16 protein-coding genes are annotated in these 12,994 nt (G+C 46.7%); 6 read left to right on the forward strand and 10 right to left on the reverse strand.

Annotation, left to right across the window (positions count from 1 at the left end):
• Positions 1-370 (reverse strand): Clp protease N-terminal domain-containing protein (locus DXZ20_RS13110; RefSeq protein ID WP_284681673.1); only part of this gene is annotated, 370 nt, incomplete at its 3' end.
• 509 nt (positions 371-879) lie between these two features.
• Here DXZ20_RS13110 and DXZ20_RS13115 point away from each other — a divergent pair.
• On the forward strand, positions 880-1,839 hold the full coding sequence (locus tag DXZ20_RS13115; RefSeq protein WP_163662282.1) for an RpoD/SigA family RNA polymerase sigma factor: 960 nt from the start codon (positions 880-882) through the stop codon (positions 1,837-1,839).
• An 11-nt stretch (positions 1,840-1,850) separates the two neighbouring features.
• Here DXZ20_RS13115 and DXZ20_RS13120 read toward each other — a convergent pair whose 3' ends face one another.
• The 4 genes from DXZ20_RS13120 to rplU all read right to left on the reverse strand — a co-directional run bounded on the left by DXZ20_RS13120 (position 1,851) and on the right by rplU (position 4,149).
• Positions 1,851-2,153, reverse strand: a complete 303-nt coding sequence (locus DXZ20_RS13120) for a hypothetical protein (RefSeq protein WP_163698608.1) — start codon at positions 2,151-2,153, stop codon at positions 1,851-1,853.
• A 290-nt stretch (positions 2,154-2,443) separates the two neighbouring features.
• Positions 2,444-2,950, reverse strand: a complete 507-nt coding sequence (locus tag DXZ20_RS13125) for a hypothetical protein (RefSeq protein ID WP_163698610.1) — start codon at positions 2,948-2,950, stop codon at positions 2,444-2,446.
• Positions 2,951-3,462: 512 nt separating this feature from the next.
• Complete coding sequence (rpmA, locus tag DXZ20_RS13130; protein WP_163662288.1) at positions 3,463-3,723, reverse strand: 50S ribosomal protein L27; 261 nt, start codon at positions 3,721-3,723, stop codon at positions 3,463-3,465.
• Positions 3,724-3,783: 60 nt separating this feature from the next.
• Positions 3,784-4,149 carry a 50S ribosomal protein L21 gene (rplU, locus tag DXZ20_RS13135; protein ID WP_163698612.1) on the reverse strand — a complete coding sequence of 122 codons (366 nt, stop codon included), beginning with the start codon at positions 4,147-4,149 and terminating at the stop codon, positions 3,784-3,786.
• A 264-nt stretch (positions 4,150-4,413) separates the two neighbouring features.
• On the opposite strand from rplU, the gene DXZ20_RS13140 reads away from it, so the two are divergent.
• From DXZ20_RS13140 to murI, 4 genes are all read left to right on the forward strand, one after another.
• Complete coding sequence (locus DXZ20_RS13140; protein WP_163698613.1) at positions 4,414-5,427, forward strand: GDSL-type esterase/lipase family protein; 1,014 nt, start codon at positions 4,414-4,416, stop codon at positions 5,425-5,427.
• A gap of 102 nt (positions 5,428-5,529) precedes the next feature.
• Positions 5,530-6,342 carry a carbon-nitrogen hydrolase family protein gene (locus DXZ20_RS13145; protein ID WP_163698615.1) on the forward strand — a complete coding sequence of 271 codons (813 nt, stop codon included), beginning with the start codon at positions 5,530-5,532 and terminating at the stop codon, positions 6,340-6,342.
• Positions 6,343-6,487: 145 nt separating this feature from the next.
• Positions 6,488-7,903: a cation:proton antiporter gene (locus DXZ20_RS13150; protein ID WP_163662295.1), complete on the forward strand. Its 1,416-nt coding sequence runs from the start codon at positions 6,488-6,490 to the stop codon at positions 7,901-7,903.
• A 458-nt stretch (positions 7,904-8,361) separates the two neighbouring features.
• The gene (murI, locus tag DXZ20_RS13155) at positions 8,362-9,207 is read left to right on the forward strand and encodes a glutamate racemase (protein ID WP_163698617.1); all 846 of its coding nucleotides are present in this window, start codon (positions 8,362-8,364) and stop codon (positions 9,205-9,207) included.
• A gap of 176 nt (positions 9,208-9,383) precedes the next feature.
• Here murI and DXZ20_RS13160 read toward each other — a convergent pair whose 3' ends face one another.
• The 5 genes from DXZ20_RS13160 to DXZ20_RS13175 all read right to left on the reverse strand — a co-directional run bounded on the left by DXZ20_RS13160 (position 9,384) and on the right by DXZ20_RS13175 (position 12,005).
• A complete protein-coding gene (locus tag DXZ20_RS13160) occupies positions 9,384-10,337 on the reverse strand; it encodes a 3'(2'),5'-bisphosphate nucleotidase (RefSeq protein WP_163698619.1) in 954 nt (317 codons plus the stop codon).
• An 84-nt stretch (positions 10,338-10,421) separates the two neighbouring features.
• Positions 10,422-11,279 (reverse strand): PfkB family carbohydrate kinase, encoded by an 858-nt coding sequence (locus DXZ20_RS13165; RefSeq protein WP_163698621.1) that lies wholly within the window; start codon positions 11,277-11,279, stop codon positions 10,422-10,424.
• A 10-nt stretch (positions 11,280-11,289) separates the two neighbouring features.
• Positions 11,290-11,502 carry a HepT-like ribonuclease domain-containing protein gene (locus DXZ20_RS37430; protein WP_348918761.1) on the reverse strand — a complete coding sequence of 71 codons (213 nt, stop codon included), beginning with the start codon at positions 11,500-11,502 and terminating at the stop codon, positions 11,290-11,292.
• Between the two features lie 7 nt (positions 11,503-11,509).
• On the reverse strand, positions 11,510-11,647 hold the full coding sequence (locus DXZ20_RS37435) for a hypothetical protein (RefSeq protein ID WP_250565747.1): 138 nt from the start codon (positions 11,645-11,647) through the stop codon (positions 11,510-11,512).
• Positions 11,634-12,005, reverse strand: coding sequence for a nucleotidyltransferase family protein (locus tag DXZ20_RS13175; protein WP_163698623.1), 372 nt, complete (start codon positions 12,003-12,005; stop codon positions 11,634-11,636). The genes DXZ20_RS37435 and DXZ20_RS13175 overlap by 14 nt, the downstream gene beginning before the upstream one ends.
• Positions 12,006-12,104: 99 nt before the next feature.
• Here DXZ20_RS13175 and rsmI point away from each other — a divergent pair, with 99 nt between their 5' ends.
• A complete protein-coding gene (rsmI, locus tag DXZ20_RS13180; RefSeq protein ID WP_163698625.1) occupies positions 12,105-12,953 on the forward strand; it encodes a 16S rRNA (cytidine(1402)-2'-O)-methyltransferase in 849 nt (282 codons plus the stop codon).
• Positions 12,954-12,994 lie beyond the last annotated feature (41 nt).

A 12,994-nucleotide genomic window follows, 5' to 3' on the forward strand; every position in this document is an offset into this window, starting at 1 on the left:
GTATTTTGGCAGCAGAACTTTTGTCACTGCTGGTGACTGCAAGTAATAAGTGCTCTGGACTTACGTAGCTTTGATCTAACTGCTGAGCTTCCTTGAGAGATTGCTCTAAAAGCTGTTTAGCGCTAGGGGTGAAGGGAATTTCGGCAGATGGTTGCTTACTATCACTTTTTAGCGTAGCCTCAACTGCTTCCTGTAAAACCTGTAAAGTTATACCAGCTTCCTGAACAATGGGAGAAACCAGACTATCGCCTTGGGCAATGACCCCAACCAGTATAAGTTCGGTTCCAACATAGTGTTGGCGTAACCGGCTTGCCTGCTGCTGGGCAATCATAATGGCCGAGATTGCCTTGTCGTTGAAAAGCTCAAACATAATACAAAATTCTCGATAGTTTGTCTGCGAGATAACGTGGATAGCCTAGGAACGGATGACTACCTACGGGGGATATGGAGAGTGAAGCGTGATGATGTTGCTAATTCCAACTTACAGAGCTGATCGGAGAAAGAACTGAAGCGTAGATAAACGGTTGCTTAACGTTCTGGGAATACCATGGCTGCCTCGCCGATTAACTTATGCAAAGGACTACATTAAAAACACTAATGCAATCGACCCCAGCCTAGGGAGGGGGAAATCCGTACAGTCAAGCATTTTTCCTTGACAAATCAGATAGTTCGGCAAACCGCAAAATTTAAATACGGCTTTCCACCCCTGTAAGCAATTCTGATTTTTATTTACATTAATTAATACAAAAGGATTGATTAAGACTCAATTAGCCATTCCCAATCACTGATCCGTTGGGGCCATTCAAGTTTTCCATAGCCTGACAGGTGATTGCACACCTCAAGATCAAAGTCAATTTTACTTTTAAGCACGTTCGAAAAATGAGCACTGTTCAAAACGATAAGGATTTAGTTCGCATCTACTTAAAAGAGATTGGTCGTGTACCCTTACTAACGCCAGAACAGGAGGTTACCTTTGGCAATGCGGTGCGGACATTGATGACGATTGAAACTATAAAGGATGGCCTTGCAGAATCTCTTGGCCATGAGCCGACTTTAGAAGACTGGTCCAAGGCAGCTAATCTGACAATTGATGAACTCAAAATGGCTGTGGAGCAAGGTCAGCGAGCTAAACGTCAAATGGTGGAAGCTAACCTGAGATTGGTAGTTTCTGTGGCGAAAAAGTATCTCAAACGTAACGTCGAGATACTCGATCTCATTCAAGAAGGCACCATTGGTTTGCAACGAGGCGTAGAAAAATTTGATCCGTCCAAAGGATATCGGTTTTCTACCTATGCTTATTGGTGGATTCGGCAGGCAATGACGCGTGCGATCGCAGAGAAAAGTCGCACAATGCGTTTGCCTATTCATATCCACGAAAAGATCAACAAAATCAAAAAGACTCAGCGACAGTTGGCGCAACAGCTGGGCCGTTCTGCCACATTTCAAGAAATTGCTAATGCTTTAGATTTGCCGCTTGAAAAAGTTCGCGATTGCATCAGTTATAATCGGCAACCCCTCTCTCTCGATCTACGTTTAGGGGATAACCAAGATGTAGAACTCGGTGATCTTCTAGAAGACGATAGCCAATCACCAGAGGACTATGCAGCTCAAGAACTGATGCACTCAGACGTCGCTGACATGATGAGCACTTTAACTAAGCAGCAACAAGAAGTCCTTTCATTACATTTTGGCCTCAAGGGTGGTCAAAAAATGACATTTGCTCAAATTGGCTCACAACTCAACGTCAGTCGTGAGCGAGCTCGCCAGATTGAGCGAGAGGCCTTCAAATTTCTGCGCCGTAACTATAACTCCGCTCGCAAGCATCTAGCAACTGCTTAATCAACAGCCGACTACAGTAACGCATTAAGCTGCTGCACTCGGACATCTTGCCGCTGCTGTAGGATACGTCTGTAGGAATTAACGAGGGATTGAGCCAATTGACCTTCAACAATAGCCGCCTCGTCACGGGATGCAAAAGGAGACGCCAATAACGGCTGTACCGAGGGTTGCAAAAACGTGCTAGCCAACTCTGTAAACAGAGCTTCATCCCAAACTAAGCCTGATTCATAAGCCTCGGGAGCCACTGTCAGATGGGCCTTAGCCATACAACGAATCACACTACGTAACGGATAGAAAAGACATTGGGATGCCATGGCTTAAATCTTGAGGAAACCTAAAAACAACATTTAATTGTTGTGCAGTATACGTCTCTTTTTTTCTTTTTTCAAATTCCTTCTTAGTGTGCCCAACTCATATATCGACAGCACTAAGTAATAGTACGTACAATGCGCCCCATTAATTTTTGGCTGTCTAGGGCAATGCACTGAACCAGTCAAGACTGTAGCTTTAAACACAAGAAAAGCTGGTGAACAAAAATTCACCAGCCTAACGCCATGCATTAGATTAGAAAGGTCTACCTGTTTAAAACAAGCTATGTGAGACCTTAAGCAGGATAAACTTGTAGAAGCTTACCAGCCAGGTACCCGTAACCAATGATTGGCTGGCTGCAATTATGCTTAACAGGGCCAACCTGAGCTACTGCTGCTACACCGTAAAGACCGGCAGTTAGCTGAGCATCTTCAGGCGTACCTGTCCACTTCAGTTCATACTCATAGGTATCTTTCACCGTTGTGATGACAACTTCTACATCCTCTTCAGCCGCTGCACCACCAATACCTTCGAAGGCAAAGCGGACATGGACGTCAGTGCCTAGACACATTAGCAGTGAAGTCAGCGGGCTCTTGTTAAACGTAACTTTTAAGCTAACAGAAAGCTCTTCGCTATCAGCAACAATATAAGGAGAGTTAGCAGGAGCAGGTGTCAAACCAGCTTTTGTATCATCACTTGTTCCAGCGATAGTCAAATCGCTCATTGAGAAAAAAGAAGGACCAAGAATATTCTTGGAATAGGTCTCAGAACCGAAAAATTGTTTGGTTGGTTGAGCAGTCATAAGAATGTCCTAATGTTATTCGTTTAAGCCGAAAACCGATACAAAAAAGTGCTTTTTACGCTTTTTTTGATTAGCTTTACAGCGCATTTACATCATGCTTGATACTTTTTAGAAGACCATCACCCACGAGGGTAATGTTTTAGAAAAGAGATTAAAAATAGAAATAAGAAATCAAATTAAACAGATTTTTGCATCTCATGAATTATCAATTCTGAGAACTCTTCACCCTATCGATTACCAATCAAAAAACTGACAGAATACTCTCCCAATCTCACGGTACAGATTAAGTTCTAAAATCACCTACCATAATAGGCATGCAAAAACTAGCCCAATGTCAGCAACAACAATACACTACATTTCGTAGCATTCTTGAGCACGTATATATCACGCAGCCTTGATTAATGAGTGCCATCACTCCCATAGGTACTAAGAGCATAGTTGCCATAAAAAACGCCTCGACTACTAAAGTCGAGGCGTTTTTAAATCAACAATATGACTGCTGATAAAAGTGCCTAAGCTGTAGCTGGATAAACGCTTACTTTTTTACGACTCTTACCCTTGCGCTCAAAGGTAACTACGCCATCAATTAAAGCAAATAGGGTGTCATCACTACCACGTCCTACATTCTCACCAGGGTGAACTTTAGTACCACGCTGACGAATGATGATGTTGCCTGCAACTACTGCTTCACCACCATATTTTTTAACGCCTAGGCGTTTCGCATTTGAGTCGCGACCATTTCGCGTACTACCCGTACCTTTCTTATGAGCCATTACTTAAATCTCCGTGTCTACCTAAGTATAAACTGACTACTAATGCCTTGATTCAGCGCTCTATTCTTCTTCGCTAGCAGCAGGAGCGTCTTCCGCAGTGATCGTTTTACCACCAATATTGATGGCATCAATCATCAGGCGAGTGAGTTCTTGACGGTGACCACGTTTCTTACGAGTCTTCTTCTTAGGCTTCATCTTGTAAACGATGACCTTTTTGCCTCGTAAGTGGCGGACTACAGTACCACTCACGCTAGCACCCTCTACAAGAGGCTGACCGATACTGGTTTCACCATCATCATTAACTAGTAGCACCTTATCAATAGTGATACTGGTATCTTCATCTACTGCTAGACGATTGATATCGTAAAAGCGACCAGGCTCAACACGCAGTTGGGTACCACTCGCTTCGATAATTGCGTATGTCATTCTTTCTCCCTTGCCGTACAGGTAGCATTGCCTGCTTCAAACCTGATCCGAGCAGTTTTTTGCACAGACTCTAATCATCGTTAATTTTGGCAGATACTGTCAAGGGTTAATTAGAGACACTACAGAATCAACTGATTATCTATTTCCGAAATTCTTTACAGTTTTTGATATATAGGTCTGGACCATATTTCGTCCTGATTGCCCCTGGAGCATGCGTTTTAAGTATATAAGTTCTGTTCTCCATAGGCGAGGAAATTCAGGCATATGTCAGACCTACTGATGTTGATGGCACAGCTCACTGCTGCGGAACCCCTTAGTGGTCCGAATTCGGACGCTGACATCGCGCCGATGGCTCAAGCCGCTGTTGATGCAGCTAGCCAGATTGAGCAGTCGCTCCCTCAACCAGCAGTAATGAGCGATATGGCTCTGACACCTAAGTTTTCTAGGGAGGTTGCGGCTCGCAGACAAAAACTTTTACACCTCCAGCAAACAGCGCGTCACCGCCCTGCACCAACGGCCTACGCGACCACGCCTCGGGCATTGGAGGTAGCTCGTCGTCAGGCAACCGTAACTGCTGGGCCTCGACCGAATAGTGGTCCACAGCTGTTTGAGCAACGTTGGGCTGCGTTAAAATCTGGTTCGTTATATACACGGGTAGCACCAGAGAGTTTCCAAGGTCAGTGGGCCAAAGCAACGTATCAGCCCACCTATGAAGAATGGCAAGGCCTATTAAAGCAAGAGGCAGATGCGATCGCATCTGGCCAAGGCAGCAATCGACTCACCGTTGTCGTCGGCGATTCCCTGAGCATGTGGCTGCCTCCTGAGCTATTGCCTCGCGATCGCTTCTGGCTCAACCAAGGAATTTCTGGCGATACTACAAGTGGTATCCTCAAGCGACTTTCCGCATTCGCCAACACCAGCCCCGACACTATTCATCTCATGGCCGGTGTTAACGACCTCAAAAACGGGGCCAGCGACCACGAAATTCTGACCAATCTCAACCAGATCATGGCGCGACTACGACAGCAGCACCCCTATGCCCGCGTCGTTGTCCATTCCATCCTGCCTACCCGTTGGGAAAATATCCCCAGCAGTCGTGTGCGCTCCCTCAATACCCGTATCGCTGAACTCACCGACTACCATCAGTTAGATTACTTAGACCTCCATCCCAGCTTCAGTAACGATACCGGCAATCTTCGCCAAGAATTGACGACGGATGGCTTACATCTCAACCGATTAGGCTACCAAGTCTGGCAACTAGCTCTGTTAGAGGTGTAGAACCGCGATGTATAAAAATAGGCCACCAACGGCGCTTTCCAACTGACCAATTTGCCCCGTAGAATAAAGGGCCAAGGTCAAATATCACTAGTAAGCGCCCACATGAAATCCTATCTGGCTGCAGCGTTGCAGATGACCAGCGTACCTGACCTGAGAAAGAATCTTACTCAGGCCGAGGACCTCATTGACCTGGCCGTACGTCGTGGAGCCGAGTACATTACCCTCCCTGAGAACTTTTCCTTTCTCGGAGATGAAGCCGGTAAGTTAGCCCAAGCCACTGAGATTTGCACTGCCAGTGAGCAGTTTCTCAAAACCATGGCCCAACGCTATCAGGTCACATTGTTGGGTGGTGGATACCCTGTCCCTACAAAAGATGACCGTGTTTATAACACGGCACTTTTAGTTGACCCCAACGGCAAGGTCTTGTTGCGTTACGAAAAGGTACATCTATTTGATGTCAACCTGCCCGATGGCAATACCTATCAAGAATCTGCCACAGTCACCTCGGGACATCAACTACCAACGGTATGCAAAGCTCCTAATCTCGGAGTTCTAGGCATGTCCGTTTGTTATGATGTGCGTTTTCCAGAACTCTATCGGCACTTATCTCAACTAGGGGCAGAAGTGATTACGGTGCCTGCAGCCTTTACGGCTTATACCGGCAAAGATCATTGGCAAGTATTGCTCCAGGCACGAGCCATTGAAAACACTTGTTATATAATTGCCCCTGCCCAGACTGGGTTCCATAACACCATTCGCCAGTCCCATGGCCATGCCATGATTGTTGATCCCTGGGGTATTGTGCTAGCAGATGCAGGACAAGATGTAGGCATGGCCATCGCCGAAATCACCCCATCACGACTGGGACAGGTCCGACAACAGATGCCATCTCTAAACCATCGGGTATTTGCATAGAGCATCTATTAAATATTTGCAACTCGCATTATGACAGAAGTATGAATTTTTCCTTAAAGAAAGGGATGAACCTGATCGTAATGAGCTAATAGCATCGAGCTAACTCATGTAGAGTAAACAGGATAAGTAAATTTCTACGGTTCGTATGATCGATATAACCGGAGTGCTTTCAGGCATAGAAAGCAGTACGTTTTTATTAGCTGAAGTTAATGAGGCTGAGTTAGGGCCATTTGTCTTAGCCAGCGTGTTACTTAGTTTAATTGTTATTTACTTAGCCGCGAAAATCGGTGGTGAGCTTTGCGCTCGGGTTAATTTGCCATCTGTTCTGGGTGAGCTAGTCGGTGGGGTAATTGTCGGAATCTCAGCCCTCAACCTAGTTGTTTTTCCTGAAGGAGCCGAGCCTGTCCACTCGGTGCTCATGGATTTTGTCCAACTCACCGCCCATTTGGATCCGGATGCGCTGCTAACAATATTTAAAAGCCAGAGTGAGGTGATTTCTGTTCTGGCTGAGATTGGTGTCATTATTCTGCTTTTTGAAATCGGCTTAGAATCCGACCTCAAAGAACTGATTCGAGTCGGTCCCCAAGCAGCAGTTGTTGCCGTTGTCGGTGTAGTTGTACCCTTTGTAGCGGGCACTGCCGGGTTGATTGCCCTATTTAATGTGTCAACAATTCCAGCTGTATTTGCTGGGGCTGCACTCACCGCAACCAGTATTGGTATTACAGCCAAGGTATTGGCAGAGCTGCAAACGCTCAGTTCACGGGAAGGACAAATTATTATTGGTGCTGCTGTTTTAGACGATGTATTAGGCATCATTGTCTTAGCCGTTGTCGCCAGCCTTGCCAAAACCGGTGAAATCGAAATCACCAATGTGATTTTTCTAATTATTGGTGCAGCTGTATTTCTAGTAGGCTCAATTTTGGTTGGGCGGCTACTCAGTCCACTGTTCGTTGCACTGGTCGACAATATGCAAACCCGTGGCCAGGTGCTGATTAGCTCCCTGGTTTTTGCATTTGTGCTGTCCTACATTGCCGCAGCCATTCAGCTAGAAGCAATCCTGGGAGCATTTGCTGCCGGCTTGATTTTGGCTGAAACCAGTAAACGGAAAGAATTGGAGGAACAAATCAGCCCAATTGCAGACATGCTGGTGCCCGTCTTTTTTGTTACCGTGGGTGCCCATACAGACATCAGCGTCCTGAACCCTCTCAACCCAGCGAACCGTGAAGGCTTGGTTATTGCCTCCTTTTTGGTTGTCGTTGCCATCCTCGGCAAAATCATCACTGGATTTACGGTCTTTGGTCAAGATGGAATCAACCGCATGGCCATTGGTGTTGGCATGATTCCTCGAGGCGAAGTGGGTCTGGTGTTTGCCGGCGTAGGTGCTGCTAGTGGCGTCCTCTCAGAATCGTTGGATGCGGCCATTATTGTGATGGTTATCCTGACTACGTTTATCGCCCCGCCACTCCTGCGTGTCGTCTTTAATACCGACGATGATGATGATCCCAATTGTCCCACTGACATAAAAGCTCCCCAAGAAATGGCTGAGGCAGCTACAGACTGAGTTTTCCTTAGACCAAAATCTGTTGTCTATGTGCAACTAGCCGCAGCCGAGTGTGAATAACAAAGCTGTGGCTAGTCGTATAATTGCGCATTATTGCTGATATCGCTGAGGAATTTTAGAGATTACCTTTGGTTCTAGCGAATCAATGGAGTCACTGACGTAGGCTATGGCTGCTGGCTAAGTGTAGGGCGTTGACCAATTTTTTAGACAAAATTAACTCTGACCTGTAAAAAGTAGTTGGATTTAGTTATCATGCGAGCCAATTAAAGCATGTTGCATGGGCTAGGACCATGCAACATGGTCAGATGCTGAGTGGGTTTCATAGCAATTCAGACAGTTTCGATAACATTCGAAGTTACGGCTTTTTGCTTAAAAGTTTTGTATGAAACTAAAATCTGTCAAAAATCCAACTAAACTCTAAGCAACGTAAAATATCCAATTTAGTAAGCGTCTTCCCCATGGCAAAAATCCTTCAGATGCCCATCCAAACCGGTAAAATTGGCGTTTTTGACAGCGGTGTTGGAGGATTAACGGTATTACGGGAGATTATGGCCCATCTCCCCACTGAGTCTCTACTTTACTTTGGCGATACTGCTCGGGTGCCCTATGGCGATCGCTCTCAGACTGAGCTATTAAGGTTTGTGCGGGAAATCATTACTTGGATGCAGGGGCAGGGCGTCAAGATGGTAGTGATGGCCTGTAATACCAGTTCAGCATTGGCCCTAGAAACGGTTCGGGCAGAATTTGACATGCCCATTCTCGGGATTATTTTGCCAGGGGCACGGGCAGCGGCTAAGGCAGGTCGACGCATTGGTGTCATTTCTACAGTCGCGACGGCCAACAGCAATGCTTACAAGCAGGCGATTTTAGAAGCATCGCCAGTAGCTGAAGTTTGGCAAGTTGGCTGTCCTGATTTTGTGCCTTTAATTGAAAAAAATCGGATTGATGATCCCTACACACGGGCAGTGGCTACAGATTATTTGAAGCCTCTGATGGCTGCCAATATCGACACATTGGTATATGGCTGTACCCACTACCCTCACCTAGCTCCATTGATGGAGCAAATTTTGCCACCATCCATTAAGGTGATTAATCCAGCCCAGTCATTGGTGTCTGCTATGGCTAAAGAGTTAGACATGCTGGGCTTACGCAACACCCAGTCGAAACCAGACATAGACTTTTATGTCAGTGGCGATCCAATCAAGTTTGCTAAAGTCTCTGGGCAGTTGATGGGATTTAGTTCACAGGTGCAGCCAGTGAGCTTGTCCGTTTTAGAAGGGCTTGCGATCGCACAATCTGTCTAAGGCCTAACCCATGGGCTATGACTTTCTTCTGTTTAAGCTCACGGTTCCCATGAGATCTCCTCAGGACCTATCAGAAACTAACACCTTGTTAGACATAAGACCTGGCTCGATGAGATTTCAATATAAAAAGGGCGCACCCATGGCACGCCCTCCAGAATTTTAATGAGATGGCTGATCTAGTTAGTTAATACTGCTAGGACCTTGTCATGAATTTCACCGTTACTGACAACCACACCTTGAGTATCCACAAAGCGAGGCTCCTTGGAGAAGTCTAAGGTCTTGCCATGCATATCAGTTACTTTGCCACCGGCCTCTTCAATTACCAACACACCAGCCGCATGATCCCAAATCTTTTCACGATATCCAGGGTACTTAGGAGAGGGTAGTCTCAAATAAAGGACGGCATTACCAGAGGCGACAGTACCATATTTAGCCTGGCTATCCATACGAATGGCCTCAGTGGTAATACCAGCCGCCTGGGCAATGCGTGAATGAAGCTCTTGGTCACTGTGGGCCACACTTTCCACAAAACGGAAGTTATCAGTGTCAGAAGAAGACGTTACAGAAATCTTCTCAGGATTGTTGCCATCCATGTCCATCATCATGGTCCCTTCACCGCGAACAGCCACGAACAAGATGCCAGAACGTCCATTTAACTTCAGGGCAGGACACCCTAAGACACCCACCTTCAAATCACCATCTTCCACCATGGCCAGGGCAACGGCATACTGGTCACCCCGCAAAAAGCCCTTGGTACCATCAATGGGATCTAGGGTCCAATAGCGGGGGCTCACATCACCATTACCTTGGTCAATCCAGCCAGGAATCTGCTCATCGGTAGCATCAGGAAGAACAGCCTTGACATAGCCAGTCACCTGGGTAAGCCGAGCGGTCATCTCTGGCGTTCTGAGATCGTCAGCGTCTTCTTCACCGACAATGGGATCGTTGGGGAAGGCGTCTTTAAGCATTTTGCATACAATCGCCTGGGCACCAAAGTCGGCGACAGTTACCGGGCTTTTATCAGATTTTTCAATCGCTTCAGGTACCATTTCAGCCCGTACTTTTTCACATATAGTGGCCGCAGCTTGTACTGCTGCGATCGCAATTTCTTTTTCCTTTTCGTAGGCCATAATAATAACTCTAAAGATTTAACAAAAAGTTAGACGACTCCCTGTACAGTTTACCGAACCATACTGATGCCCTCAGTAGAGAATCTATGAATTTGTCTGGATTGACTCACCATAATCACGAATCCATGTGCGGGTACCAAAGGTTCGACAGCTAAAGCTAGCCACTCGAGTCGCCTCTGCCAAAGCCCTTGGGAAATCGCCTGCCCAAGCATAGCAAAATGCCCCATGGAAAATATCTCCTGCCCCCAAGGTATCCACCACGGTTGTCGTCGGCACTGGTAGCTCGCCCACCCGCCCCTGATCGCTGAAGACAATGGGGCGCTTACCATGGGTAATGGCAATATGGGGTATCCCTAATCCTTGTAGGTAAGTCAACGCATCTTGGTCATCCGGCGGTTTAAAGTTTGCCGACGCAATCACCACTGTGGCCAGGGCAAGCACCTGGTCAAACCCCGGCTTCCAACTACCTGCATCCACAACAACAGGAATACCTAACGGCTGAGCAGCTTTGGCAATTTGTTGGCCCAATGCCATTTGATGACCATCCAACAGCACAACATCTATACCCGTCAGATCCACTGATTGAGGGTCGACCTGCAATCCCACCGCATTCCGGGAGATAACAGCACGCTCCCCTGAGGCTTTAGAGACAACAATGGAAGACATCGGTGGCGGTTCTTGTCGCTCAGGCGTCAAATCCTGAATGTTCACCCCCACCTGAGCCATATCACCCCGCAGCAGCGTTGTGACTGGGTGTTGCCCCACTGCTGCCATCACAGTGGCATTGCCTCCTAAGGCTGAAAACGCCACCGCCGCATTCGTTGCCGGGCCACCTGCTGCCATCACTGCGGACGCAGCCACCAGCTTTTCATTCGCCTGGGGTGGTCGCTGCGCTTGATAGATGCAGTCGAGGGTCATGAGCCCAACAAATAGTCCACGCATATGGGAGTAATCAGTCAATCGCTGGCATATCTTGCAGCAAGCTATCCAAACTCATCAAAAGTGTAGGTAAGGTGTTCTGAATAATCATCCAAAGCAATTTGTAATTTACCCGCTCATAGCGATGGGCAATGATATTCCTTAATGCAACCGTATTGCGCCAATCGATTTCAGGATGTGCCTGCTGAAACTCTACCGATATTCGTCGACAAGCTTCTCCTAAAATTTCAAAATTACGTTCTACCCACCCTTTTTATCCAGAGTGTTTCCAAGAAACTGTCTTCAGAAAAATCAGCTGTAAATTCCTGGATTTCTCGAATCGCTCGGACCATATCCCAAATAGCAGCAGCATCTCGATTAAGATCGCTCATAGATAATACGATTTGTCTTTAGAATTTCTGCCCGTCGATAAGGATTCTCCAGCAGGTGTTTTTGTACTAAATCAACTTTGCGTTTGAAAAGTTTTTCAGATGTTTCCTGTAAATCTAACCACATAGGCCAGGTTAGCTTTTGTTCTGGAGCAAATTCTATTAAAAGATCTACATCGCTGGGATTTTCACCATCTGGTCGGAAATCATCCCGTAAGACTGACCCAAACACCCCTAGTTCAACGATGCCAAACTGCTCGCAGAATTTGACTATTTGGTCATAGTCCACCTGCAAACGTTTTTTGAGAATGTCCAATACTGAACTTTCTGATATTGAGCTTTCAGAACCAGTGCTTTGCATGGCAAATTCGAGGAAGTTGCAGTCAGGATATACGTTTAAGCGGAAATGAATCTGTATTTCAATTGTATGGTTAAGGAAGATTTGTAACCAATACTGACGTTGTCTACTACTGGTACGCTTTACCTGGTTGCCACCCCCATTGGCAATCTTGAGGATATTACTTTTCGGGCTGTTCGTATTCTGCAGGAAGCGGATCTAATCGCAGCGGAAGATACCCGACACACGGGTAAGCTGCTACATCATTATCAGATCGAGACACCCCAGCTGAGTTACCACGAGCATAATGCTCAGGCGCGAATACCTCAGCTCATCGAAAAACTGCAAGCAGGCCAAACCATTGCCCTGGTAAGCGATGCGGGTATGCCAGGGATTTCGGATCCAGGCTATGAACTGGTGTGTGCCTGCACTGAAGCCGGAATCGTTATCAGTCCAATTCCAGGGCCTGTAGCGGTGGTGAGTGCGATCGCAGCCTCAGCACTACCCTCAGATCGTTTTACCTTCGAAGGATTTCTACCAGTTAAGGGTAAAGCAAGAGCTGAACGACTGACGCAATTAGCCACAGAACCCCGCACCATGGTGCTTTACGAAAGCCCCCATCGGTTGCTCAAAACCCTGACCGATTTGCAAACCCATTTGGGGGGCGAACGTCGGGTCACCCTAGCCAGGGAATTAACCAAGCGTTATGAGGAATTTTGGCGCGGTACGGTGGAGGATGCGATCGAACACTTTACGGTAACTGAACCGAGGGGAGAGTTTACGATTGCGATCGCAGGCCACATACACACCCCTAAAACTATCTCTGAAGCCGATCTCATCCAACAGCTAGAAACCCTGATCTCCCAGGGACTTTCTCCTTCTAAAGCCAGCCGCCAGCTTGCCCAGGCAACAGGTCTTTCCAAACGAGAGATTTATCAACTCAGCCTCACGATGAAACAAGAAGAGGAATAAATTTTTCAATCAATATGTAGGGGCGTTCCATGGAATGCCCC

Origin of the sequence: Adonisia turfae CCMR0081 (assembly GCF_011009555.1) — a bacterium.
Taxonomy (GTDB): Bacteria; Cyanobacteriota; Cyanobacteriia; order Phormidesmidales; family Phormidesmidaceae; genus Leptothoe; species Leptothoe turfae.